Origin of the sequence: uncultured Pseudomonas sp., assembly GCF_913774235.1 — a bacterium.
Taxonomy (GTDB): Bacteria; Pseudomonadota; Gammaproteobacteria; order Pseudomonadales; family Pseudomonadaceae; genus Chryseomonas.
In genome coordinates, this window is the sequence record NZ_CAJYDW010000003.1 from 46,762 (window position 1) to 71,975 (window position 25,214).

At 65.0% G+C, this 25,214-nt stretch carries 25 protein-coding genes and 1 pseudogene; 25 read left to right on the top strand and 1 reads right to left on the bottom strand.

Features of this window, described 5'->3' with window-relative positions; translation table 11 throughout:
* The first annotated feature begins 13 nt into the window (after positions 1-13).
* From fliF to flhB, 15 genes are all read left to right on the top strand, one after another.
* Complete coding sequence (gene fliF, locus QZ471_RS01840; protein ID WP_295460619.1) at positions 14-1,822, top strand: flagellar basal-body MS-ring/collar protein FliF; 1,809 nt, start codon at positions 14-16, stop codon at positions 1,820-1,822.
* Positions 1,809-2,819: a flagellar motor switch protein FliG gene (fliG, locus tag QZ471_RS01845; RefSeq protein WP_295460620.1), complete on the top strand. Its 1,011-nt coding sequence runs from the start codon at positions 1,809-1,811 to the stop codon at positions 2,817-2,819. The genes fliF and fliG overlap by 14 nt, the downstream gene beginning before the upstream one ends.
* A gap of 67 nt (positions 2,820-2,886) precedes the next feature.
* A complete protein-coding gene (gene fliH, locus QZ471_RS01850; RefSeq protein WP_295460621.1) occupies positions 2,887-3,663 on the top strand; it encodes a flagellar assembly protein FliH in 777 nt (258 codons plus the stop codon).
* Entirely contained in the window at positions 3,653-4,999 is a 1,347-nt protein-coding gene (gene fliI / locus QZ471_RS01855) for a flagellar protein export ATPase FliI (protein WP_295460622.1), read from the top strand. The genes fliH and fliI overlap by 11 nt, the downstream gene beginning before the upstream one ends.
* Positions 5,000-5,005: 6 nt before the next feature.
* On the top strand, positions 5,006-5,449 hold the full coding sequence (gene fliJ / locus QZ471_RS01860; protein WP_295460623.1) for a flagellar export protein FliJ: 444 nt from the start codon (positions 5,006-5,008) through the stop codon (positions 5,447-5,449).
* A 44-nt stretch (positions 5,450-5,493) separates the two neighbouring features.
* Complete coding sequence (locus QZ471_RS01865; RefSeq protein ID WP_295460624.1) at positions 5,494-5,850, top strand: Hpt domain-containing protein; 357 nt, start codon at positions 5,494-5,496, stop codon at positions 5,848-5,850.
* A 77-nt stretch (positions 5,851-5,927) separates the two neighbouring features.
* Entirely contained in the window at positions 5,928-7,337 is a 1,410-nt protein-coding gene (locus tag QZ471_RS01870; RefSeq protein ID WP_295460625.1) for a flagellar hook-length control protein FliK, read from the top strand.
* 121 nt (positions 7,338-7,458) lie between these two features.
* Positions 7,459-7,980 (top strand): flagellar basal body-associated protein FliL, encoded by a 522-nt coding sequence (fliL, locus tag QZ471_RS01875; protein WP_295460626.1) that lies wholly within the window; start codon positions 7,459-7,461, stop codon positions 7,978-7,980.
* An 8-nt stretch (positions 7,981-7,988) separates the two neighbouring features.
* Positions 7,989-8,960 (top strand): flagellar motor switch protein FliM, encoded by a 972-nt coding sequence (gene fliM, locus QZ471_RS01880; protein WP_295460627.1) that lies wholly within the window; start codon positions 7,989-7,991, stop codon positions 8,958-8,960.
* Between the two features lie 56 nt (positions 8,961-9,016).
* Positions 9,017-9,481 (top strand): flagellar motor switch protein FliN, encoded by a 465-nt coding sequence (gene fliN / locus QZ471_RS01885; RefSeq protein WP_295460628.1) that lies wholly within the window; start codon positions 9,017-9,019, stop codon positions 9,479-9,481.
* Positions 9,482-9,484: 3 nt separating this feature from the next.
* Positions 9,485-9,898, top strand: a complete 414-nt coding sequence (fliO, locus tag QZ471_RS01890) for a flagellar biosynthetic protein FliO (RefSeq protein ID WP_295460629.1) — start codon at positions 9,485-9,487, stop codon at positions 9,896-9,898.
* Entirely contained in the window at positions 9,895-10,692 is a 798-nt protein-coding gene (fliP, locus tag QZ471_RS01895) for a flagellar type III secretion system pore protein FliP (protein ID WP_295460630.1), read from the top strand. The genes fliO and fliP overlap by 4 nt, the downstream gene beginning before the upstream one ends.
* Before the next feature lie 27 nt (positions 10,693-10,719).
* Positions 10,720-10,989 carry a flagellar biosynthesis protein FliQ gene (gene fliQ, locus QZ471_RS01900; RefSeq protein ID WP_295460631.1) on the top strand — a complete coding sequence of 90 codons (270 nt, stop codon included), beginning with the start codon at positions 10,720-10,722 and terminating at the stop codon, positions 10,987-10,989.
* A 3-nt stretch (positions 10,990-10,992) separates the two neighbouring features.
* A complete protein-coding gene (gene fliR, locus QZ471_RS01905; protein ID WP_295460632.1) occupies positions 10,993-11,769 on the top strand; it encodes a flagellar biosynthetic protein FliR in 777 nt (258 codons plus the stop codon).
* A gap of 12 nt (positions 11,770-11,781) precedes the next feature.
* The gene (gene flhB / locus QZ471_RS01910) at positions 11,782-12,930 is read left to right on the top strand and encodes a flagellar biosynthesis protein FlhB (protein WP_295460633.1); all 1,149 of its coding nucleotides are present in this window, start codon (positions 11,782-11,784) and stop codon (positions 12,928-12,930) included.
* Here the strand turns inward: flhB and sodC are convergent.
* Positions 12,923-13,452: pseudogene (sodC, locus tag QZ471_RS01915) on the bottom strand (superoxide dismutase [Cu-Zn] SodC). The gene flhB and the pseudogene sodC overlap by 8 nt on opposite strands.
* Before the next feature lie 224 nt (positions 13,453-13,676).
* Between sodC and flhA the strand changes: the two are divergent.
* The 10 genes from flhA (at position 13,677) to motD (ending at position 25,188) form a co-directional block, all read left to right on the top strand.
* Positions 13,677-15,803 carry a flagellar biosynthesis protein FlhA gene (flhA, locus tag QZ471_RS01920; RefSeq protein WP_295460634.1) on the top strand — a complete coding sequence of 709 codons (2,127 nt, stop codon included), beginning with the start codon at positions 13,677-13,679 and terminating at the stop codon, positions 15,801-15,803.
* 10 nt (positions 15,804-15,813) lie between these two features.
* A complete protein-coding gene (gene flhF / locus QZ471_RS01925) occupies positions 15,814-17,139 on the top strand; it encodes a flagellar biosynthesis protein FlhF (RefSeq protein WP_295460635.1) in 1,326 nt (441 codons plus the stop codon).
* 92 nt (positions 17,140-17,231) lie between these two features.
* Complete coding sequence (gene fleN, locus QZ471_RS01930) at positions 17,232-18,062, top strand: flagellar synthesis regulator FleN (protein ID WP_295460636.1); 831 nt, start codon at positions 17,232-17,234, stop codon at positions 18,060-18,062.
* Positions 18,059-18,799, top strand: coding sequence for an RNA polymerase sigma factor FliA (gene fliA, locus QZ471_RS01935; RefSeq protein WP_295460637.1), 741 nt, complete (start codon positions 18,059-18,061; stop codon positions 18,797-18,799). The genes fleN and fliA overlap by 4 nt, the downstream gene beginning before the upstream one ends.
* Before the next feature lie 87 nt (positions 18,800-18,886).
* Complete coding sequence (locus QZ471_RS01940; RefSeq protein ID WP_169853335.1) at positions 18,887-19,261, top strand: chemotaxis response regulator CheY; 375 nt, start codon at positions 18,887-18,889, stop codon at positions 19,259-19,261.
* A 19-nt stretch (positions 19,262-19,280) separates the two neighbouring features.
* Positions 19,281-20,069 carry a protein phosphatase CheZ gene (locus QZ471_RS01945; RefSeq protein ID WP_295460638.1) on the top strand — a complete coding sequence of 263 codons (789 nt, stop codon included), beginning with the start codon at positions 19,281-19,283 and terminating at the stop codon, positions 20,067-20,069.
* 26 nt (positions 20,070-20,095) lie between these two features.
* Positions 20,096-22,342, top strand: coding sequence for a chemotaxis protein CheA (locus QZ471_RS01950; protein WP_295460639.1), 2,247 nt, complete (start codon positions 20,096-20,098; stop codon positions 22,340-22,342).
* Positions 22,343-22,426: 84 nt separating this feature from the next.
* Positions 22,427-23,542, top strand: coding sequence for a chemotaxis response regulator protein-glutamate methylesterase (locus QZ471_RS01955; RefSeq protein WP_295460640.1), 1,116 nt, complete (start codon positions 22,427-22,429; stop codon positions 23,540-23,542).
* 34 nt (positions 23,543-23,576) lie between these two features.
* Positions 23,577-24,317, top strand: coding sequence for a flagellar motor protein (locus QZ471_RS01960; protein ID WP_295460678.1), 741 nt, complete (start codon positions 23,577-23,579; stop codon positions 24,315-24,317).
* Between the two features lie 10 nt (positions 24,318-24,327).
* On the top strand, positions 24,328-25,188 hold the full coding sequence (motD, locus tag QZ471_RS01965) for a flagellar motor protein MotD (RefSeq protein ID WP_295460641.1): 861 nt from the start codon (positions 24,328-24,330) through the stop codon (positions 25,186-25,188).
* Positions 25,189-25,214 lie beyond the last annotated feature (26 nt).

The following is a 25,214-nucleotide window of genomic DNA, read 5'->3' on the forward strand; positions in this document are numbered from 1 at the left end:
GACGGTCTAGACCATGGCTGACGCTCTTACCAACGCCCCCGTCCCCACCGCCAAACCCGAGGCCGAGGACAAACCCAAGAAGCCTCTGCTGGGTCTGAGCTTCCTCGACAACCTGTCCGAGATGCCGCTGCTGCGCCAGCTGGGTCTGCTCATCGGCTTGGCCGCCAGTGTCGCCCTGGGTTTCGCCGTGGTGCTCTGGACCCAGCAACCGGACTATCGGCCGCTGTACACCAGCATGGCCGGTCTGGACGCCAACCAGGTGCTGCAGGCCCTGGGCGCTGCCGACATCGGCTACAAGGTCGATCCGAATTCCGGCGCCTTGTTGGTCAAGGCTGACGACCTCGGTCGTGCCCGCATGAAGATGGCTGCCGCCGGTATCACCCCCTCGGACGGCAACGTGGGCTTCGAGTTGCTGGACAAGGAACAGCCGCTGGGCACCAGCCAGTTCATGGAAGCGGCGAACTATCGGCGCAGCCTCGAAGGCGAACTGGCTCGTACCATTTCCAGCCTCAACGGCATCAAGGCTGCCCGGGTACACCTGGCGATTCCGAAGAGTTCGGTATTCGTCCGCGACGAGCGCAAGCCGAGCGCGTCCGTGCTGGTGGAAATGTACCCCGGCCGTACCCTGGACGCCGGCCAGGTCATGGCCATCATCAATCTGGTCGCCACCAGCGTACCGGAACTGGATAAATCTCAGGTCACCATCGTCGACCAGAAAGGCCAGTTGCTGTCCGACCAGCAGAACATGTCCGAGCTGTCCATCGCCGGCAAGCAGCTGGACTACACCCGTAAGATGGAAGGCTCCCTGACCCAGCGCGTGCAGAACATCATGCAGCCGGTGGTAGGCAGCGGTCGCTTCAAGGCGGAAGTGGCGGCCGACGTCGACTTCAACGCGGTCGAGTCGACCTCCGAGCAGTTCAACCCTGACCAGCCGGCGCTGCGTAGCGAGCAGCAGAACAGCGAGCAACGCCAGACGTCCGGCGGCGGCGCCCAGGGGGTCCCCGGTGCCCTGTCGAACCAGCCGCCCGGACCGTCCTCCACCCCGGAGAAAGCCAGTGCCCAGGGTGCAGGCGGTGCCAACTACATAGCGCCCGGCCAGCCGTTGCGGGATGCCAACGACCAGTACATCTACGATAGCAAGACCAATCTGCCGGCCACCCTGCCGTACCCGACCGACAAGCGCGAGCAGAACACCCGCAACTACGAGCTGGACCGCAGCATCAGCTACACCCGTCAGCAGCAGGGCCGCCTGCGTCGGCTTTCCGTCGCGGTGGTGCTGGATGACCAGGTCAAGGTCGATGCGGCCGGCAAGCTGACCCATACGCCCTGGTCCACCGAGGATCTGGCCCGCTTCACCCGCCTGGTGCAGGACGCCGTAGGCTTCGACGCCAGCCGCGGTGACAGCGTGAGCGTGATCAACGCGCCCTTCGCGCCGGTGCAGCCGGAAGAGATTGAGAGCATTCCCTTCTACCAGCAGCCCTGGTTCTGGGGTGTGGTGAAGCAGGCGCTGGGTGTGCTGTTCATCCTGGTGCTAGTCTTTGGGGTACTGCGGCCGGTGCTGAAGAACCTGTCTGGTGGCAATGCCAAGGATGCTGCCCTGGCTGCTGCCGGTGGTGCCGGCGCCCTGGGTGCCGGTGGTCTGGACGGCCTGGGAGACGACTTGGCTGACGACAAGGTGAGCCTGGGTGGCCCGGCTCCGCTGCTGCTGCCGAGCCCGAGCGAGGGTTACGACGCCCAGCTGACGGCCATCAAGCAACTGGTCAACGATGATCCGGGCCGTGTAGCCCAGGTAGTGAAGGATTGGATCAATGGCGACGAATGACGCGCAACTTTCCAAGGTCGAGAAGGCCGCCATCTTCCTCCTGTCGCTGGGTGAAGCCGATGCCGCGCAAATCCTCCGGCACATGGGGCCCAAGGAGGTGCAGAAGGTCGGCACGGCGATGGCGCAGATGCGCAACGTTAACCGTGAGCAGGTCGAGCGGGTGCTGGGCGACTTCATCGAGGTGGTTGGCGACCAGACCAGCCTGGGCGTCGGCGCCGATGGCTACATCCGCAAGATGCTCACCCAGGCCCTGGGCGAGGACAAGGCCAGTGGCCTGATCGACCGTATCCTGCTGGGCGGCAATACCAGCGGTCTGGACAGCCTGAAGTGGATGGAGCCGCGGGCGGTGGCGGACGTGATCCGCTACGAGCACCCGCAGATCCAGGCCATCGTGGTGGCCTACCTCGATCCCGACCAGGCGGCCGAGGTGCTCAGCCACTTCGACCACAAGGTGCGTCTCGACATCGTGCTGCGCGTCTCGTCGCTGAACACCGTACAGCCGGCAGCTCTGAAGGAGCTGAACCTGATCCTGGAGAAGCAGTTCTCCGGCAGCGCCAGTACCACCCGTACGGCCCTCGGCGGCGTCAAGCGCGCGGCTGACATCATGAACTACCTGGATAGCTCGGTCGAAGGGCCGCTCATGGATGCTATCCGCGATGCGGACCAGGACCTGTCGGGGCAGATCGAGGACCTGATGTTCGTCTTCGACAACCTCTCGGACGTGGACGACCGCGGTATCCAGGCCTTGTTGCGCGAGGTGTCCTCCGATGTGCTGGTGCTGGCGTTGAAGGGCGCCGACGAGGGCATCAAGGAAAAGTTCTTCCGCAATATGTCCAAGCGCGCCGCCGAGTTGCTGCGCGACGATCTGGAAGCCAAGGGTCCGGTCCGGCTGTCCGAGGTGGAAGGGGCGCAGAAAGAAGTCCTGGCGGTCGCCCGGCGCATGGCCGATGCTGGCGAGATCGTGCTGGGTGGCAAGGGTGGCGAGGAAATGGTCTGACCCTTCGCGAGGGTTGGCCTGTGCTTTGCTAATGCCCTGTCAGTAGCGGTTTTCTGACGGATAGGTGATGAGCAAAGAATCGGCGAGCGAACTGATCAGGGCGCGGGACCTGGAAGCCTTCGATGTCTGGCGACTGCCGGCTTTCGATAGCTTCGACGAGCCTGCGCAGGCGCCTGCTCCCGCACCTGAGCCCGAACCGCAACCGGAGGCCCTGATCGAAGAGGTGCCGGTCGAGGAGGTCCAGCCGATCACCCTCGAAGAACTGGAGGCGATCCGTCAGGAGGCCTACAACGAGGGCTTCGTGACCGGCGAGCGCGATGGCTATCACGCCGGTCAGCTCAAGGCCCGTCAGGAAGCCGAGGCCGCCCTGGGGACCCGGCTGGCCAGTCTGGAGACCCTGATGACGCACCTGCTCGATCCCATCGGCGAGCAGGATCAGGCCCTGGAAGCGGGGATGGTCCAGCTGGTGCGTCACATCGTCCGCGAAGTCGTCCAGCGGGAACTCAAGCTCGATTCCAGCCAGCTCGCGCAGGTGGTGCGGACCTCGCTCAAACTCCTGCCGATGGGCGCCGAGAACATCCGCATCCACGTCAGCCCCCAGGATTTCGACCTGATGAAGGCGCTGCGGGATCGGCACGAGGAAAAATGGCGCATCCTTGAAGACGAGGCACTCATGCCCGGTGGCTGCCGGATCGAGACCGAGAGCAGTGTCATCGATGCCAGTATCGAGACGCGCCTGACCCAGGCACTGACGCAACTGGCCGAACAGCAGCGCCAGCAGGCCACCCAGCCCCAGGACCCTGACCTGCATATAGATATCCAGGAGCCGCCCCATGCGTCTTGATCGCTTGAGTTTCGAACGGCGCCTGGGAGGCTACGAAGAAGCCATCCGGGTCGAGCCGCAGCCGGTGATCGAAGGCCGTCTGTTGCGCATGGTTGGCCTGACCCTGGAGGCCGAAGGCTTGCGCGCCGCCGTCGGCAGTCGCTGCCGCCTGATCAATGGCGGCGGCTACCAGCCGGTGGAGGTCGAGGCCGAGGTGATGGGCTTCAATGGCGACAAGACCTTTCTCATGCCGGTGGGCAGCCTGGCGGGCATCGCCCCGGGCGCCCGGGTGGTACCCGTGCCGGACACCGGGCGCCTGCCGATGGGCATGTCCATGCTCGGCCGGGTGCTGGATGGCCTGGGCAATGCGCTGGACGGCAAGGGGCGCATGCGCGCCGAGGATTGGGTGCCGATGGATGGGCCCACCATCAACCCGCTCAAGCGCGAACCTATCAGCGAGCCCCTCGATGTGGGCATTCGCAGCATCAACGGTTTGTTGACGGTGGGTCGCGGCCAGCGCCTCGGTCTGTTCGCCGGTACCGGCGTCGGCAAGAGCGTGTTGCTCGGCATGATGACCCGCCTGACCAAGGCCGAGATCATCGTGGTCGGGCTGATCGGCGAACGGGGCCGCGAGGTGAAGGAATTCATCGAGCACATCCTCGGTGAGGAGGGCATCAAGCGCGCGGTGGTCGTGGCCTCGCCGGCGGACGATGCGCCCCTGCTGCGTCTGCGGGCGGCCATGTACTGCACCCGGATCGCCGAATACTTTCGCGACAAGGGCAAGAACGTCCTGCTGCTGATGGATTCCCTGACCCGCTATGCCCAGGCCCAGCGGGAGATCGCCCTGGCCATCGGCGAGCCGCCGGCCACCAAGGGTTATCCGCCGTCGGTGTTCGCCAAGCTGCCGCGATTGGTGGAGCGGGCCGGCAACGCCGAAAAGGGTGGGGGTTCGATCACGGCGTTCTATACTGTATTGTCGGAAGGCGACGACCAGCAGGACCCCATCGCCGACTCGGCGCGGGGCGTGTTGGATGGTCACTTCGTGCTGTCGCGGCGGCTGGCCGAAGAGGGCCACTATCCGGCCATCGACATCGAGGCGTCCATCAGTCGGGTAATGCCCCAGGTGGTCAGTCCCGAGCATCTGCGCAACGCCCAGCGCGTCAAGCAGCTCTGGTCGCTCTACCAGCAGACCAAGGACCTGCTCAGCGTCGGTGCCTACGTGCCCGGAGGTAATGCCGAAACCGACCTGGCGATCGCGCGCTACGCCCCCATGCAGCAGTTCCTGCGCCAGGGGTTGCGCGAAAGCGAATCGCTGGAACAGAGCGCCGCCAATCTTCAAGTTGTGTTGGGAGGCTGATAGATCATGAAAGGCAGAGCCGAACGCCTGGCACCCGTGGTGGACATGAGCGAGCGTGAGGAGCGCGACGCGGCCCAGCGCCTGGGGCAGTGCCAGCAGCAGCTGGCCCAGGCCGAATTCAAGCTGGGTGAGTTGCAGCGTTACCGCGAGGACTACCAGCAGCGCCTGGTGGTCAACGGCAGCCGCGGCGTCACCGGTCAGTGGCTGATCGGCTATCAACGCTTTCTCAGCCAGCTGGAAGAAGCCATCGGCCAGCAGGAGCGCAATGCCCAGTGGCATCGCGACGTGGTGGCCAAGGCCCGCACCCAGTGGCAAGAGCGCTATGCGCGTCTGGAGGGCCTGCGCAAGCTGGTCGAGCGCTATCGGCAGGAACAGCGGCTGGTGGAAGACAAGCGCGAACAGAAACAGATGGACGAGTACGCTCAACGCGCGCGCTCGGCCTATCTATAGCAGGGGCCGCCCGCGCTCCTCGCCCTCCGCTCAGTGAGACCCTGATGCTTTCCACTCATCTTGATCCGGACACGCTCGCCACCCTGCGCGACTGCATGGAGGAGGAGTACGTCGGACTCATCGACACCTTCCTCGTCGACTGCGACGAGCGTATCGCGGCGCTCAAGCGCAGCGTGATCGGTGGCGACGCCGAGCAGGTCCGCCAACTGGCCCACAGCTTCAAGGGCAGCTCTGGCAACATGGGTGCAGGGCCTCTGGCGCAACTCTGCAAGGACGTGGAGGAGGGCGCGCGCCGCCGTGCCTCGACCGCCGAGCTGGCCATGGGATTGGCGGCGATCGAGCGCGAGTTCGCCATTGTCCGCATCCTCTTCAAGGTCGAACGTCAGCGCTACGCGATCTGAGCCTCGTCAAAGCGCTGGCGTTTCCAGCTGGCGCGTAACTTGCTACGTATCGGAAAACCCGTCATTCGGAGCATTCCATGGCCGTCGTGCCCGATTTCCTACTGAATACCGCGACTTCCTCCGCCACCCCTGGCAGGCCCGCGGTCAAGACTCCCACCGTCCAGGATCGCTCCGTAGCGCCAGAGCGCTTCGCCGACGTCTTTGCCCAGGAACAGCCGCGCGAAGCGGCTCGCAGCGAGAAACCGCGCGATACCGGCGACACCAAGTCCACCAGCCAGACGCGCAAGAACGAGCCGGCGCGCGCACGCGACGGGGATGACCGGGCGAAGCGCTCTGCCGACGATGACCGCGCCGCCGATGCCAAGCCGACGGACCCGGCGGCAAAGACCGACGACCAGCCGGCAACCGCTGCCGACGGCGACGGCAAGACCTTGCCGGTCGCCCAGGAGCAGGACAGCCAGGAGCCAGGCACCACGCAGTTGGACCCGCTGTTCCTGCTCGGCATGACCGGTCAATTCCCGACTCCGGTTGCGCCCCCTGTCCCGACGACTCCGGTGGCAACGTCGACCCCGACGGCAACTGCGCCGACCACGACGCCCTCGGCCCAAGGGCTCGATCCGGCGGCCATTCTCGGCGCGGCGACGGCCCAGGGAGCCCAGACACCTACCGCGGGCCTGGCGAACGCGACGCTGCCTGGCGCCGCCAAGCCCGGCGACACCGCGTCCCAGGACGACGGCCTGGCGCAGCTGCTTGGCCAGGTTCCGCAGCAGGGGCAGGGGGACGCCAACAAGGCGGCAACCACCGCCAACAACCTGGCGGCGCAACTCAACACCCTGGTACCGGACCCGTCCGCTCCGCTCCCGGGTGCGGACCAGGCAGCCACGGCGGCCCTGGCCGCGACGCTGGAACAGGGGGATGCCAAGGATGCGTCGGTCCCGACCAAGGCCGATGCCTTTGCCGACAAGCTCACCGCGCTGTCGCAATCGCTGAGCACGCCGGCGCAGACCGCTCGTCCCGTCAGCGCCACCGTTCCCGGCCAGGCGCTCAATCCCCAGGCCGGCAATTTCAGCGAGGCCGTGGTCGACAAGGTCATGTGGATGTCCAGCCAGAATCTCAAGACCGCCGACATCCAGATGGAGCCGGCGCAATTGGGTAAGCTGGAGGTGCGCATCGACATGACCCAGGACCAGACCCAGGTGACCTTCGCCAGTCCCCATGCGGACGTGCGCGAAGCCCTGGACAACGGCAGCCAGCGGCTGCGCGAACTCTTCGCCCAGCAGGGCATGAACCTGGCAAACGTGAACGTCTCCGACCAATCCTCCGGGCAGGCCTGGCAGCAGTCGCAACAGGGTGGCCAGAGCGATGGTTCCCGCCGTGGCCGCGGCGGCGCTGCGAGCGGTAGCGAGGAGGAGCCGCTGGCGAGCGTCGGCGAAACCCGTGGCTCCGCGACCCTGGCTGCGCGCAGTCTGGTCGATTACTACGCGTGATGGCGGCCACCGGCCGGCAGGTGACAGTCTCGGCTGCACCTGCTATATCCCCTTCGCATCAATAAGTTAGCCGCGCTGCCCGACAAGGGTGGTGCTCCAGACAAGGGTCGGTCGAGCGTATATGGCGAAGAAGCAGGCGCCTGCGGCAGAGGGTGCAGCCGCGGAAGGTAAGGGCAAGGGCAAACTCAAACTCATCATCATCATCGTCGTGGCCCTGCTGCTGGTGATCGGCGCCTCGGTGGGGGCGACCTGGTTCCTGCTCGGCAAGAAGAGCGCCGAACCCGAGCACGCCGCGGCGGCCGCACCGGCGGCGCCAGTGCACCTGACGGCGATCTACCAGCCGTTGCTGCCGGCCTTCGTGGTCAACTACAACGCCGAGGGGCGACAGCGCTACATGCAGGTGACGGTGACCCTGATGGGACGCGACCAGGCGCAGATGGATGCGCTCAAGGCGCAACTGCCGCAGGTGCGCAACCAACTGGTCATGCTGTTTTCCGGCCAGGACTTCGCTAGTCTGGTCACGCCGGTGGGCAAGGAGATGTTGCGCCAGCAGGCGACCAGCAAGGTTCAGGAGCTGGCGAAGAAACTGACCGGCCAGACCGTTATCGAACAGGTACTGTTCACCAATCTCGTCCTGCAATAGGTAACGCCATGGCCGTGCAAGATCTGCTCTCCCAGGATGAAATCGATGCCCTGCTGCACGGGGTCGACGATGGCATCGTCGAGACCGAGACCGACGTCGAGCCGGGGGCGATCAAGGGGTACGACCTCACCAGCCAGGATCGCATCGTCCGTGGTCGCATGCCGACCCTGGAGATGATCAACGAGCGCTTCGCCCGTTATACCCGGGTCAGCATGTTCAACCTGCTGCGCCGCTCCGCGGACGTCTCCGTGGGCGGCGTGCAGGTCACCAAGTTCGGCGAGTACATCCATTCGCTGTACGTGCCGACCAGCCTGAACATGGTCAAGATGAAGCCGCTGCGTGGTACCGCGCTGTTCATCCTCGACGCCCGGCTGGTGTTCAAGCTGGTGGACAACTTCTTTGGTGGCGACGGCCGCCATGCCAAGATCGAAGGCCGCGAATTCACCCCCACCGAGCTGCGGGTGGTGCGCATGGTACTGGACCAGTGCTTCGTCGATCTCAAGGAAGCCTGGGGTGCCATGCTCGACTGCCAGTTCGAGTACATGAACTCGGAGGTCAACCCGGCGCTGGCCAACATCGTCAGCCCCAGCGAAGTGGTGGTGGTGAGCACCTTCAACATCGAGCTGGATGGCGGCGGCGGCGAGTTGCACGTGACCATGCCCTATTCGATGATCGAGCCGATCCGCGAGATGCTCGACGCTGGTTTCCAGTCCGACGTGGACGACCAGGACGAGCGCTGGGTCAAGGCGCTACGCGAGGACCTGCTGGACGTGCGCGTGCCGCTGGAGGCGACGGTTGTCCGGCGCCAACTCAAACTCCGCGATATTCTCAATATGCAGCCCGGCGACGTGATCCCGGTGGAGATGCCCGAAGAGATGCTCATGAGAGCCAACGGCATGCCCACCTTCAAGGTCAAGATGGGCGCGCGCAAGGGCAACCTGGCCCTGCAGATTCTCGAACCGGTCAGCCGTAGCCGCTGAGCGATACCCGTTTTTCCCGTCCGGGCCGCGGCCCGGCGTTGCACGAGACACGAACGATGGCAGACAACCCCGAAGAACAAGCCCTGGCGGACGAGTGGGCCGCGGCGCTGGCCGAAGCCGGCGATGCGAGCCAGGACGATATCGATGCCCTGATGGCCCAGGGCACCTCACCGGCCGCGCCCGAGGCGCCCAAGCCACCCAAGGCGCCGGTCGAGGAATTCGGCCAGAGCAGCGGCGGTTTGACGGTGAGCGGCATGGAAGGACCGAATCTGGATGTGATCCTCGACATCCCGGTGACCATCTCCATGGAAGTCGGGCACACCGACATCTCCATTCGCAATCTGCTGCAGCTCAACCAGGGTTCGGTCATCGAACTCGACCGCCTGGCTGGCGAGCCGCTGGACGTGCTGGTGAATGGTACCCTGATCGCCCACGGTGAAGTGGTGGTGGTGAACGAGAAGTTCGGGATCCGCCTGACCGACGTCATCAGCCCCACGGAACGCATCAAGAAGCTGCGGTGATCCATGAAGAGTCTGCTATTGCCGCTGGGTCTCCTGCCCCTGACCGCGAGCGCTGCCGAAGCCACTCATCCGGGGCTGGACGTGGGTGCCCAGCTCGGGCAGCTGTTGCTCGGCCTGCTGCTGGTGATAGGTGTGATCCTCGGTCTGGCCTGGCTGGTGCGCCGGGTACAGCTGCAGGGGCCGCGTGGCCAGCAGGCGATCAAGGTGGTCTCGACCCAGCACCTGGGGCCACGCGAGCGGCTGGTGCTGGTGCAGGTTGGCCAGGAACAGATCCTGATCGGGGTCGCAGGTGGACGCATCACGCCACTGCATACCCTGCGCGAACCGGTACGCCTGGGCGAGGCCGACCCGGCGGCGCCGGAATTCGCCCAGCGTCTGCTGGAACTCATCAGCCGCGATCCCAAGGCGAAACCATGACCAGGCTGCAACTACCGGCCGGTCTCGGGCGCACCCTGGGCTGGCTGCTGGGCTTCGCCGTGCTGCTGTTCGCGCCCCTGGCGCTGGCGCAGCAGGCGGGGCAGGGCAATCCACTGTCCGTTCCCGCCATCACCCTGAGCACCAATGCCCAGGGCCAGCAGGAATATTCGGTCAGTCTGCAGATCCTGCTGATCATGACGGCGCTGAGCTTCATTCCGGCGTTCGTCATGCTGATGACCAGCTTCACCCGCATCGTCATCGTCTTCGCCATCCTGCGCCAGGCGCTCGGACTGCAGACCACGCCATCCAACCAGGTGCTGGTGGGCATGGCGCTGTTCCTGACGCTGTTCATCATGGCGCCGGTGTTCGACCGCATCAACACCACCGCCGTGCAGCCCTATCTCAACGAACAACTCAGCGCCCAGGACGCCATCGGCCGGGCACAGGTGCCGATGAAGGACTTCATGCTGGCGCAGACCCGGCAGTCGGACCTGGAGCTGTTCATGCGGCTGTCCAAGCGTACCGACATCCCCAGTGCCGACCAGGCGCCGCTGTCGATCCTGGTGCCGGCCTTCGTCACCTCCGAACTCAAGACCGCCTTCCAGATCGGCTTCATGATCTTCATACCTTTCCTGGTCATCGACCTGGTGATCGCCAGCGTGCTGATGGCCATGGGTATGATGATGCTTTCGCCGATGATCATCTCCCTGCCGTTCAAGCTGATGCTGTTCGTGCTGGTGGATGGCTGGGCGCTGATCATGGGTACCCTGGCCAGCAGTTTCGGCACCGTCTAGCGGTGCGCCCTCGCGTGGAGAAGCGAAATGACCCCTGAAGTCGCCGTTGATCTGTTTCGCCAGGGCCTCTGGCTCACTGCACTGCTGGTGACCGTGTTGGTGGTACCCAGTCTGATCGTCGGCCTGATCGTCTCCATCTTCCAGGCTGCCACCCAGATCAACGAACAGACCCTGAGCTTCCTGCCGCGCCTGATCGTCACCCTGTTGACGCTGATCGTGCTCGGGCCCTGGATGGTGCGGCAACTGATGGAGTTCATCCAGGTTTCGGTGACCAACATCCCGCGGCTGATCGGCTAAGCGATGCTCGAGCTCAGCAACGCCCAGATCGGCGGCTGGGTCGGCAGCTTCCTCTTTCCGTTGTTCCGCATCGCGGCGCTGTTGATGACCATGCCGATCATCGGCACCACCCTGGTCCCGGTGCGGGTGCGGATGTACCTGGCACTGGCGTTGAGCCTGGTGCTGGTCCCCACGCTGCCACCCATGCCCCAGGTAGACGCCATCAGCGTCCAGGCCTTGCCGCTGATCGTCGAGCAGATCCTCATCGGCGCGGTGATGGGCTTCAGCCTGCAACTGTTCTTCCATGTCTTCGTGGTGGCGGGGCAGATCATCTCGACCCAGGCGGGCCTGAGCTTCGCGTCCATGATCGATCCGGTCAACGGTGCCTCGGCGCCGGTGATGGGACAATTCTTCACCATGCTGGTGACCCTGCTGTTCCTCGCCATGAACGGCCACCTGGTCGTCTTCGAGATCCTCGCGGAAAGCTTCATCACCCTGCCGGTGGGCGACACCCTGAGTGTCGAGCATTTCCAGCAGGTGGCTGGGCGCCTGGGCTGGGTACTGGGTGCGGGCATCCTGCTGGTATTGCCGGCGATCACCGCGCTGCTGGTGGTCAACATCGCCTTCGGCATCATGACCCGCGCCGCGCCCCAACTGAACATCTTCTCCGTCGGCATGCCGCTGATCGTGGTGCTGGGCATGGTCATCGTCTGGCTCGGCACCGCCGACATCCTTTCCCACTACGAAAGTCTCGCCAGCGAGGCGCTGCAATGGCTGCGCGAACTCGCCCGAGCCCGCTAGGAGGTATGCCGCATGGCTGAATCCGATGGCGAAGACCGTACAGAAGACCCCACAGACAAACGCAAGCGTGAGTCTCGGGAGGAGGGTCAGCTCCCGCGCTCACGCGAACTCGGCACCGTGGCGGTCATGCTCTCCGGCGTGGGCGGCCTGCTCATGTACGGCGCCTTCCTCGGCGGCAAGCTGCTGGAGGTGATGCGCGCCAATTTCTCCCTGCGCCGCGAGGAGGTGATGGACGAGCGCTTCATGGGCACCTTTCTGCTGGCCTCGGGCAAGGCGGCCATGGTGGGCATGATGCCGATGATCGTGCTGGTGGTGATCGCCGCCATCGTTGGCCACATCGCCCTGGGCGGCTTCCTGTTCTCCGGCAAGGTACTGGCGCCCAAGGCGAGCCGGATGAACCCGCTGTCCGGCATCGCCCGGATGTTTTCCAAGAACTCCCTGGTGGAATTGCTCAAGGCCTTGGGCAAGTTCTGCATCATCCTCGGGGTGTCGGTGCTGGTGCTGATGAGCGAGCGGACGGCCCTGCTGCAGATCGCCAAGCTGCCGCTGGAGCAGGCGCTGCTGCACAGCATGCAGGTGGTCGGGCACGCCACCCTGCTGCTGGCCCTGGGGCTGCTAATCATCGCCGCCGTGGACGTGCCTTTCCAGATCTTCAGCAACCGCAAGAAGCTGATGATGACCAAGCAGGAGATCAAGGACGAGTACAAGGACAGTGAGGGCAAGCCCGAGGTCAAGGGCAAGATCCGCCAGATGCAGCGGCAGATGGCACAGCGGCGGATGATGGCGGAGGTGCCCAACGCCGATGTGGTCATCACCAACCCGACCCATTTCGCCGTGGCGCTGAAGTACGACGCGGCCAAGGGCGGGGCGCCGATCCTGGTGGCCAAGGGCAGCGATTTCACTGCCCTGAAGATTCGCGAGATCGCCCAGGAGCACAAGGTGTCCTTGCTGGAGTCGCCTGGCCTCGCGCGGGCGGTATATTTCTCCACCGAGGTAGACCAGGAGATCCCGGCCGGTCTCTACGTGGCCGTGGCCCAGGTACTGGCCTACGTCTACCAGCTCAGGCAATTCCGCGCCGGGCGCGGGCGCAAGCCCAAGCTGGCCGATCTGCCCATCCCGTCGGACCTGCGGCGGGACGAGCAGGGCAAGCCGGCTACTTGATCACACCGCAGGCGACGCGCGCGCCGCCACCGCCCAGGGGCTTGGGCTGGTCGGAGTAGTTGTCGCCACCGGCATGCACCATCAGGGCATGGCCCTTGAGCTCCTCCAGACGCTTCAGCCGCGGTGCCAGCACCGGTTGGGTGGCCTGGCCGTCGGCGGTCACGTAGAGCGCCGGCAGCTCACCCAGGTGGCCGTCGTCCGACCAGGGCGCGCTGTGCTTGCCGGTGTTGCGCGGATCGAGGTGGCCCCCGCGGCACCTCCTGCGGTCAGGGTGCCATTCACCTCCGCCGGGCCGCAGTTGGGCTTGGTATGCACGTGGAAGCCATGGATGCCGGGCTCCAGGCCCTTGAGGTCGGGGGTGAAGACCAGGCCGTACTTGGAGCGGGTCACCTGCACGCTGCCGACGCTTTCACCCACGCCCTCGGTGGTGACCTTGTTCAGCGGAATGGTGAGGGATTCGGCGGCCTGGGCAGTGCCTGCCAGGCAGGCCGTCAACAGCGTCGCGGTCCAGATGGTTTTCATGGTCTTGTTCCTCGGATAGGCGCGCTAGCGCGGTCCCTAGACAGACCCGTGCCTTTCTCGTGCGGTTCACCGCAGCCTCTCGGCGATCCGTTACCGGGCCTGTCGGCCCTTGCCGAAAACCTCGCTTTTTCAAGACGTTGAGCAGTTGGCCCGGAGCTTGCTCAAGCCCCTGCGAACAGTGCGCTGCGTCAACTTTCCGTGACGACGGCGCCGGCAAGCGAGGAATGGGCGTGAAAGTCGACAAATCCCTGATGATGGGCAACATGCGCGGTCTGGCTCGTGGCAACCTGGGTGTGCCGCTGGCCGTCCTGGCGATGCTCGCCATGATGACCCTGCCGATGCCGCCGTTCCTGCTGGACGTGCTGTTCACCTTCAACATCGCCCTGTCGATCGTGGTCCTGCTGGTCAGCGTCTACGCCTTGCGGCCGCTGGATTTCGCGGTCTTCCCGACCATCCTGCTGGTCTCGACCCTGCTGCGCCTGGCGCTGAACGTGGCCTCCAGCCGCGTGGTGCTGCTGCACGGCCAGGACGGCCACGACGCCGCGGGCAAGGTCATCCAGGCCTTCGGCGAGGTGGTAGTCGGCGGCAACTACGTGGTCGGTGCGGTGGTCTTCGCCATCCTCATGATCATCAACTTCGTGGTGGTGACCAAGGGTGCCGGCCGTATCTCCGAGGTGTCGGCCCGTTTCACCCTGGACGCCATGCCCGGCAAGCAGATGGCCATCGACGCCGACCTCAACGCCGGCATCATCGATCAGGCCGAAGCCAAGAAGCGTCGGACCGAAGTGGGCCAGGAAGCCGACTTCTACGGCTCCATGGACGGTGCCAGCAAGTTCGTCCGCGGTGACGCCATCGCCGGCCTGCTGATCCTCTTCATCAACCTCATCGGCGGCATGGCCATCGGCATGGCCCAGCACGGCCTGCCGTTCGGCGAAGCGGCGCGCATCTACGCCCTGCTGACCATCGGTGACGGCCTGGTTGCCCAGGTCCCCTCGCTGCTGCTGTCGGTCGCCGCGGCCATCATGGTGACTCGTGTGTCCTCCGCTGAGGACATGGGTCAGCAGGTCAATCGTCAGATGTTCGCCTCGCCCAAGGCGCTGGCAGTCTCGGCCTTCATCATCATCGCCATGGGCCTGGTGCCGGGCATGCCGCACCTGCCGTTCCTCGGCCTGGGTGGCGCTGCCGCCGCCGGCGCCTGGCTGATCTACAAGCGTCAGCGTCAGGCCAAGCAGACCGCCGAGGTCGAAGCCAAGAAGCAGCAGGACCTGGCCCCCGTGCAGCGCCCCGCCGAAGCCAAGGAACTGGGCTGGGACGACGTGACCCCGGTGGACATGGTCGGCCTGGAAGTCGGCTATCGCCTGATCCCCATGGTCGATCGCAACCAGGGTGGCCAACTGCTGGCGCGGATCAAGGGCGTGCGCAAGAAGCTCTCCCAGGACCTCGGCTTCCTCATGCCCTCGGTCCATATCCGCGACAACCTAGACCTGCTGCCCAATGCCTATCGTCTGACTCTTATGGGCGTGAGCGTGGCCGAGGCCGAGATCTATCCCGACCGTGAGCTGGCCATCAACCCCGGTCAGGTCTATGGCACCCTCAACGGCGTGGCCGCCAAGGATCCGGCATTCGGTCTGGAGGCCGTCTGGATCGACGTCACCCAGCGTGACCAGGCCCAGTCCCTCGGCTACACCGTGGTCGACGCCAGCACGGTGGTCGCCACCCACCTCAACCAGATCCTCTTCAAGCACGCCCATGAGCTGATCGGCCACGAGGAAGTCCAGCAATTGCTGCAGGTGCTGGCCAAGAGTTCGCCCAAGCTGGCCGAGGAGCTGGTGCCCGGCATCGTGTCCCTGTCGACCCTGCTCAAGATCCTCCAGCAGCTGCTGCAGGAGCAGGTGCCGGTCCGCGACATCCGCACCATCGCCGAAGCCATCGCCAACGTCGGTCCGCGGAGTCAAGATCCCGCCGCCATCGCCGGCGCCGTGCGGGTCGCCCTGTCCCGTGCAATCGTCCAGAACATCGTAGGAATGGAGCCTGAGCTGCCTGTTATCACCCTTGAGCCAAGGTTGGAACAGATGTTGCTAAACAGTATGCAGAAGGCCGGTCAAGGCGCCGAGGACGGCATGTTCCTCGAGCCTGGCATGGCGGAAAAACTGCAGCGTTCCCTCATCGAGGCGGCGCAGCGTCAGGAAATGATGGGTAAGCCAGTGGTGCTGCTGGTGGCCGGTGCGATCCGCGGGATGATGTCCCGCTTCGCCCGGATGGCAGCTCCGAACATGAGTGTGCTGGCCTACCAGGAAATTCCGGACAACAAGCAGGTCACCATCGTCGCTACCGTTGGCCAGAATGGCTGAGGTCTAGATCATGCAAGTCAAACGTTTCTTCGCCGCCGATATGCGTCAAGCCATGAAGCTGGTACGCGACGAACTGGGCCCGGACGCTGCCATCCTCAGCAACCGTCGGGTCGCTGGCGGGGTCGAGCTGACCGCCGCGCTGGACTACCAGGCACCGGCACCGGCTGCGCCCAACGCCGAGTTGCAGGCGGAGCTGCGCAAGACCCACGCGAAGATCGCCCAGGCCCATGCCGACCTCAGCATCCGTGCGCCGGGGGTACCCACCGCCGCGCCCAAGGACAAGCAACTGCTCGGTGCCATCAGCGCCGCCGACAGCCGTCGCGAGCCGGTGATCGCGCCGCCGCGCGCGCCCCAGCCTGCTGCCGCTCCGGCCGCCAGCGCCGCGCCGGACGATCGTCGCGCCCTGGACGCCATGCGCAGCGAGCTGAGTGGCCTGCGTGAACTGCTGGAAGTCCAGCTCGGTTCCATGGCCTGGACCCAGGTACAGTCGACCCGTCCGCAGCAGGCCGGCCTCTGGCGCCGTCTGCAGCGCATGGGCCTGCCGGCCGAACTGGCCCGTCACCTGCTCGACAGCGTGGCCAAGATCCAGGACCCGCGCCATGCCTGGCGCATGCTGCTGGCCAACTTCGCCCAACTGGCCAAGACCACCGATGCAAAGATCCTGGAGGAGGGCGGCATCGTCGCCTTCGTCGGTCCGGCCGGCATGGGCAAGACCACTTCCCTGGCCAAGCTCGCCGCTGCCTACGTGCTCAAGTACGGTCCGCAAAGCCTGGCGCTGGTCAGCATGGATAGCTTCCGCATCGGCGCCCAGGAGCAGATCAAGACCCTGGGTCGTATCCTCGACGTGCCGGTGACCCTGGTCGACCCGGGCCAGTCCCTGGCGCAGGCCCTGGCCCCCCTGGCGCGCAAGCGCCTGGTGCTGATCGATACCGCGGGCATGCCCGCCAATGATCCGGCGCTCAAGGTGCAGCTCGAAGCGCTGGCAAACCGTCAGTTGAAGATTCGCAACTACCTGGTGCTCGGCGTCACCAGCCAGAGCCAGGTGCTCAAGGCGGCCTACCACAGCTACCGCCGGTGCGGCCTCAGCGGCTGCGTGCTGACCAAGCTGGACGAAGCCGCCAGTCTTGGCGAAGCCCTGGGCCTGGCCATCAGCCAGCGCCTGCCGGTGGCCTACATCGCCGACGGTCCGCGCATACCGGACGACCTGCACCCGGCGCGCAGCCACCAACTGGTGAGCCGCGCGGTGAGCCTGCAGGCGCCCGAGGAGCCGAGCGAAGAAACCATGGCGGGCATGTTCGCCGGCCTGTATCAAAACGCCGCCCGCCGAGCCGGCTAGCGCAGACGAACGGTATACGTGCATCGCATGCCTGGGCACGCCAAATGCACTTGGTCTAAAGTGTGACGGATTTCAATCAAAGGTATCAGGCAATGGGTAGCATGCATCCCGTCCAAGTCATAGCGGTCACGGGCGGTAAAGGCGGTGTCGGCAAGACCAATGTGTCGGTCAACCTGGCCTTGGCCCTGGCCGATATCGGGCGGCGCGTCATGCTGCTCGACGCCGACCTGGGCCTTGCCAACATCGACGTTCTCCTGGGCCTGTCGCCCAAGCGCACCCTGGCCGATGTCATCTCTGGTGAATGCGACCTGCGCGACGTGCTGCTGCAAGGTCCCGGTGGCATTCGTATAGTCCCGGCGGCCTCCGGCACCCAGGCGATGGTCAACCTCACGCCGGCCCAGCACGCCGGCCTGATTCAGGCCTTCAGCGACATCAGCGAAAACCTCGATGTGCTCATCGTCGATACCGCTGCCGGCATCGGCGACCAGGTGGTCAGCTTCGTTCGCGCCGCCCAGGAAGTCCTGGTGGTGGTGTGCGACGAACCTACCTCCATCACCGATGCCTACGCCCTGATCAAGCTGCTCAATCGCGACCATGGCGTCACCCGTTTCCGGGTGCTGGCGAACATGGCGCTGACGCCCCAGGAAGGTCGCAATCTCTTTGCTAAGCTGACCAAGGTGACCGACAGGTTCCTGGATGTCGCCCTGCAATACGTGGGCGCCATTCCGTTCGACGAAGCGGTGCGCAAGGCCGTACAGAAACAGCGCCCCGTGTTCGAAGCGTTCCCCCGCGCCAAGGCCTCGCTGGCCTTCCGCGCGGTCGCACAGAAAGTCGATGGCTGGCCGCTGCCGGCCAACCCGCGCGGACACCTCGAGTTTTTCGTCGAGCGACTCGTGCAACCAGCCACCGGTACCCACGCATGACAGCATCCAGCGGGCTTCGCATGTACAGCAAAACTTCCGAACGGACCGAGCAGGAGCAGCTCATCAACCGCTACGCGCCGTTGGTGAAACGCATCGCCTACCACCTCCTGGCGCGGTTGCCCGCCAGCGTGCAGGTCGAAGACCTGATGCAGGCCGGCATGATCGGCCTGCTGGAGGCCTCACGCAAATACGATTCCGGCAAAGGGGCGAGCTTCGAGACCTACGCCGGCATCCGTATCCGCGGCGCCATGCTCGACGAGGTGCGCAAGGGCGACTGGGCACCGCGTTCGGTCCATCGCAACACGCGCATGGTCACCGATGCCATTCGGGCGGTAGAAGCGCGCACCGGTCGCGACGCTAAAGATTCCGAAGTCGCGGCCGAACTTAAATTGAGTCTGGATGAGTACTACGGCATCCTTGGCGACACCATGGGGAGTCGCCTGTTCAGCTTCGACGACCTCATGGAGGGTGGTGAGCATGGGCTCGAGGAGAGCGGTTCGCATGAACTCGAACCCGGTCGCGGTCTGGAGGACGAGCGCTTCCGCAAGGCCCTGGCCGACGCCATCGCCAATCTTCCGGAGCGTGAACGCCTGGTGCTCTCGCTGTATTACGACGAGGAACTCAACCTCAAGGAAATCGGCGAGGTACTGGGAGTGAGCGAATCCCGGGTCTGTCAGCTCCACAGTCAATGCGCGGCGCGCCTGCGGGCTCGGCTGGCGGATTGGCGTTCGCGTTAACGGGCTGGTACTCAGGCTACTACGATTGCTTAGGCGCGCTTCACGGCGTGTGTGCGGATTAGGACGGAGGTCGACTTGGACAAGAACATGAAAATCCTCATCGTGGACGATTTTTCCACGATGAGACGGATCATCAAGAATTTGCTGCGTGATCTGGGATTCACCAACACTGCCGAAGCGGACGACGGCAACACCGCACTGCCGATGCTGCAGAGCGGCAACTTCGATTTTCTCGTTACCGACTGGAACATGCCCGGCATGACCGGGATCGATCTGCTGCGTCAGGTTCGCGCCGATGCGCGTCTGAAGACCCTGCCGGTGCTGATGGTTACCGCCGAAGCCAAGCGCGAGCAGATCATCGAGGCCGCTCAGGCCGGCGTGAACGGCTATGTGGTCAAGCCTTTCACCGCCCAGGTGCTGAAAGAAAAGATCGACAAGATCTTCGAGCGGGTGAACGGCTGAAGAAAGCCGCGGGGACGTTATGGATCAGCTTGGCAACAAAGGCTTCAGCGACTTCGAGTCGGTTCTAAAACAGCATGCCCAAGAGCTGGTGAAATGCCTGGAAGGCGGCGACTTCGCCCAGGCCGTGCAAGTCATCAACGAGCTCAACCAGATTCGCGATCGGGGTCTCTACCAGGAAGTCGGCAAGCTGACCCGCGAACTGCACAATGCCATCGTCAACTTCGAGATCGATCCGCGCGGCATGGCCGGCGAGGAAGTCTCCCAGATCAGCGATGCCACCGATCGTCTCTCCTACGTGGTGAAGATGACCGAGAACGCCGCCAACCGGACCATGGATCTGGTGGAGGAAAGCGCGCCGCTGGTGGGTAACTTCGGCGACGAAGCCCGGGCGGTACACGCCGACTGGAAGAAATTCATGCGCCGTGAGATGGGCCCGGACGAATTCCGCGAGCTCGCTAAGCGCGTGGACGCCTTTCTCAGCCACAGCGAGAGCAGTGCCGGACAACTGTCGGCCAAGCTCAACGACATCCTCCTCGCGCAGGATTACCAGGATCTCACTGGGCAGGTGATCAAGCGGGTGGTCAATCTCGTCGGGCAGATCGAGAAAGACCTCGTCAAGCTGGTGATGATGGCCAGCCAGGTCGACCGCTACACCGGCTTCAGCCACGATCACAGCGCATTGATCGAACAAAACCGAAAAGAAAAGACGATGAAGGGTGAAGGTCCACAGATTCATGCCGATAAGCGTGAAGACGTCGTGGCCGATCAGGTCGACGTCGACGATCTTCTATCCAGTCTGGGCTTCTGACCCAGACCCTCTTGGGGAGTGCAGGAATGAGCTTCGACGCCGATGAAGAAATCCTCCAGGATTTCCTGGTTGAGGCCGGCGAGATTCTCGAACAGTTGTCTGAACAATTGGTCGAGCTGGAAAGCCGTCCGGACGACATGGATTTGCTGAACGCCATTTTCCGTGGCTTCCATACCGTAAAGGGCGGTGCCGGTTTCCTGCAGCTCCATACGCTGGTCGAGTGCTGCCATATCGCGGAAAACGTTTTCGACATCCTGCGCAAGGGCGAACGCCGCGTGGATGCCGAACTGATGGACGTGGTGCTGCAAGCCCTGGATTCCGTCAACGAAATGTTCGGTCGGGTGCGTGAGCGGGAGGAGCCCCAACCGGCTTCGCCCGAGCTGCTCGCTGCCCTGGCCCGTCTGGCCGAGCCGGCGGGCAGTGCGCCCGCTGCCGCTCCCGTGCCTGAGCCGGTGGTCGCCGCTCCGGTCGCAGCGCCGGCACCGCCGCCTGCGGCTGCCGAGGCTGCCGAGCCGGAGCTGAGCGATGCCGACTTCCAGAATCTGCTCGACGCCCTGGGCGGTGAGCCGAGTGCCGAGCGTGCGCCCGACGTGGCAGCGCCCAGCGCCGCCGGCGGCGAAGACATCACCGACGACGAATTCGAAGCCCTGCTCGATCAACTGCACGGCAAGGGCAAATTCAGCGAAGCGCCGGCGCCTGCTGCGACCGTTGCCGCGCCGGCACCGGCTGCTGCCGCTGGCGACGACATTTCCGACGACGAATTCGAAGCCCTGCTCGACGAGTTGCACGGCAAGGGCAAGTTCGCCACCGCCGAGGCGCCTGCGCCCGTGGCGGCGGCAGCCACGCCAGCTGTGGCTGCCGGTGACGAGATCACCGATGACGAATTCGAATCGCTGCTCGACGAGTTGCACGGCAAAGGCAAGTTCAATGGCCCCGCCGTGGCCGCCGAGCCGGTAGCCTCACCCGTGGCCGCTGCGCCTGCAGCTGTCGCGCCCACGCCGACTCCTGCGCCCGTGGCGAAACCGGCGCCGGTTGCGGCCGAGCCGCCCAAGCCTGCTGCACCGGCGCCTGCCGCGGCGGCCGGGGAGCGTCCTACCAGCGAGGCGGAAACCACCGTCCGGGTCGATACTGCACGGCTGGACGAGATCATGAACATGGTCGGCGAACTGGTGCTGGTGCGTAACCGCCTGGTACGCCTCGGCCTGAACAGCGGCGACGAGGCCATGGCCAAGGCCGTGTCCAACCTCGACGTGGTTACCGCCGATCTGCAGACCTCGGTCATGAAGACCCGGATGCAGCCGATCAAGAAGGTCTTCGGTCGCTTCCCGCGTCTGGTCCGCGACCTGGCGCGCAGCCTGAAGAAAGAGATCAACCTGGAGTTGGTTGGGGAAGAGACCGACCTGGACAAGAACCTGGTCGAGGCTCTGGCTGATCCGCTGGTGCACCTGGTGCGCAACGCGGTCGACCATGGCATCGAAGGTCCCGCCGAGCGTGAAGAGAACGGCAAGTCCCGCGCCGGGCGCGTGGTGCTCTCCGCCGAGCAGGAAGGCGATCACATCCTCCTGTCGATCTCCGATGACGGCAAGGGCATGGACGCGGACCTGCTGCGCAACAAGGCGGTGGAGAAGGGCCTGCTCGACCGCGATGCGGCCGATCGCCTGACCGAGACTGAGTGCTTCAACCTGATCTTCGCCCCGGGCTTCTCCACCAAGTCCGAGATTTCCGACATCTCCGGGCGCGGCGTGGGCATGGACGTGGTCAAGACCAAGATCAGCCAGCTCAATGGCACCCTCAACGTCTACTCCACCAAGGGCCAGGGCTCCAAGATCGTCATCAAGGTGCCCCTGACCCTGGCGATCATGCCGACGCTGATGGTGATGCTGGGCAACCAGGCCTTCGCCTTCCCGCTGGTCAACGTCAACGAGATCTTCCACCTCGACCTGTCTCGCACCAACGTGGTGGACGGCCAGGAAGTGGTGGTAGTGCGCGACAAGGCGCTGCCGCTGTTCTACCTCAAGCGCTGGCTGGTGCCCGATGCGGCCCATGTCGAGCAGGGGGAAGGGCACGTGGTGATCCTCTCGGTCGGCACCCAGCGGATTGGCTTCGTGGTCGATCAACTGGTAGGCCAGGAAGAGGTCGTCATCAAGCCGCTGGGCAAGATGCTGCAAGGCACGCCCGGCATGTCCGGCGCCACCATCACCGGCGATGGCCGCATCGCGCTCATCCTTGATGTGCCCAGCATGCTCAAGCGTTACGCCCGTCGCGGGCTTTGAGCCGACACGGCACGAGCGGCACCGGTCCCTGAGGGCCGGTGCCTTCGGGTGGCCTGCGCCGCCCCAGGTTAGGAGTTTCAACGTATGCCGGTAAAAGTACTGGTGGTGGACGATTCCGGCTTCTTCCGGCGTCGGCTCAAGGAAATCCTAGCGGCCGACCCCAACATCTCGGTGGTGGGCACGGCCAGCAACGGACGTGAAGGGGTCGATCAGGCCCTGGCGCTACGCCCCGATGTCATCACCATGGACTACGAGATGCCGATGATGGATGGCATCACCGCCGTCCGTCACATCATGCAGAAGTGTCCGACGCCGGTACTGATGTTCTCCTCGCTCACTCATGAAGGCGCCCGGGTCACCCTGGATGCCCTGGATGCCGGCGCGGTGGACTACCTGCCGAAGAACTTCGAGGACATCTCGCGCAATCCGGCCAGCGTGCAGAAGCTGCTGTGCGAGAAGATCCACCACATCGCTCGCTCCAATCGGCGCTTCGCCGTGGCGCCCAGTGTCGCGCCCGCCACGCCGGCTCCGGCGGCGAACGCGCCGGCCAGTGCGCGTTCGGCGGCGCGTCCGGCACCGGCTCCCGCGGGTGCCGCCCAGGCGCCGGCCAGTCCCGCGTCGCCCCCGCCCAAGCGCAAGCACTATCGACTGGTGGCCATCGGCACCTCCACCGGTGGTCCGGTGGCGCTGCAACGGGTGCTCACCCAACTGCCAGCCAATTTCCCGGCGCCCCTGGTGCTCATCCAGCACATGCCGGCGGCCTTCACCAAGGCCTTCGCCGAACGCCTGGACAAGCTCTGTCGCATCAGCGTCAAGGAAGCCGAGGACGGCGACCAGCTGCGGCCGGGCCTGGCGCTCCTGGCACCCGGTGGCAAGCAGATGATGGTGGACGGTCGTGGCATGGTGAAGATCCTGCCCGGCGACGAACGCCTGAACTACAAACCCTGCGTCGACGTGACCTTCGGTTCCGCGGCCAAGGCCTACGCCGACAAGGTACTGGCCGTGGTGCTGACCGGCATGGGCGCCGATGGCCGCGAAGGCGCGCGAATGCTCAAGCAGGCCGGCAGCCAGGTCTGGGCCCAGGACGAAGCCAGCTGCGTCATCTACGGCATGCCCATGGCCATCGCCAAGGCCAACCTGGCCGATGCCATCTATGGCCTGGACGACATCGGTAGGCATCTGAGCGAGGCCTGTTCGTGACGGCAGGCCTGAGCTCGCGAGAAGGCGCTTGAGCGTGGATGTGCTGAGTCTCATCGGCATCCTGCTGGCGTTCACCGCCATCATGGGTGGCAATCTGCTCGAGGGCGGGTCCTTCGGCGCCCTGGCCAATGGCCCGGCGGCGCTGATCGTGGTGGGTGGCACCCTGGGGGCGGTCCTGTTGCAGACCCGTCTGCCGGTACTGCGCCGCGCTCTGAGCATGCTGGTATGGGTCTTCACGCCCCCACCACTGGACATGACCGGTGGCATCCGCAAGGTGGTCAACTGGAGTACCGTGGCGCGTAAAGAAGGCCTGTTGGGGCTGGAGCCGCTGGTGGCTCGGGAAGTCGACCCCTATGCCGCCAAGGGCCTGCAATTGCTGGTGGACGGCACCGAGCCGGAAGCCCTGCGCAGCACCCTGGAGGTGGATCTCTACGGCCAGGAGGATCGCGACCTCGCGGCCGCCAAGGTCTTCGAAGCCATGGGCGGCTACTCGCCCACCATCGGCATCATCGGCGCGGTCATGGGCTTGATCCACGTCATGCAGAATCTGGCCGACCCCTCGCAGCTGGGCAGCGGCATCGCCGTGGCCTTCGTCGCCACCATCTACGGCGTCGGCTTCGCCAACCTGTTGCTGCTCCCCATCGGCAACAAGCTCAAGGCGCTAACCCTGCAGCAGTCGCGCTATCGGGAAATGTTGCTGGAGGGACTGATGTCCATCGGCGAAGGCGAAAATCCCCGTTCCATCGAAATGAAGCTGCAAGGTTTCCTGGAGTAGAGGACGTCGCATGCCTCGCCGCCGCCGTCACGAAGAGCACGAGAACCACGAGCGCTGGCTGGTTTCCTATGCGGACTTCATCACCCTGCTGTTCGCCTTCTTCGTGGTGATGTATTCCATCTCCTCGTTGAACGAGAGCAAGTACAAGGTGCTCTCGGACAGCCTCTCGGGCATCTTCAGCCAGCCGGAGCGTTCGATCAAACCCATTCCCATCGGTGATCAGCGCCCGACCGGGGCGAGCCCCACGGCGGTGGAGACCAACGCCGAGCATAGCGCCAGCAAATCGGCGGGCGATCCCCTGCAGCAGATCGCCGAAAGCATGCGGGCGACCTTCGGCGACCTCATCGCCGGTGACCAACTGAACATCAAGGCCAGCGAGATGTGGCTGGAGATCGAGCTGAGCTCCAACCTGCTCTTCGCCAGCGGCGATGCCCTGCCGAGCAATCCGGCCTTCGGCCTGCTGGAGAAGGTGGCCAAGATCCTGGCGCCCTTCAACAATCCGATCCAGGTGCAGGGCTACACCGACGACCGGCCCATCAGCACGGCGCTCTATCCCACCAACTGGGAGCTTTCCGCGGCCCGGGCGGCCAGCATCGTGCGGCTGCTAATCGGTAACGGCATCGCCCCGCAGCGGCTGGCCGTGGTGGGCTACGGCGCCTACCAGCCGGTGGTGGACAACAACAGCGAGGCCGGTCGGGCGCGCAACCGGCGGGTGGTCCTGCTGATCTCGCGTAATCTCAACCTGTTCCGCCCGCAGAGCACCTTGCAAAATTCGTCGACTGGCACACAATCTGCAGCATCCCCTGGAGAATCGGCGCCCGTGGCGGCGCCCGTCAAATCTTCGTCGCCGGCCGCTACGCCGGTACCTTGACCCGGCTGGTCGTGTCGTCGGGAGGA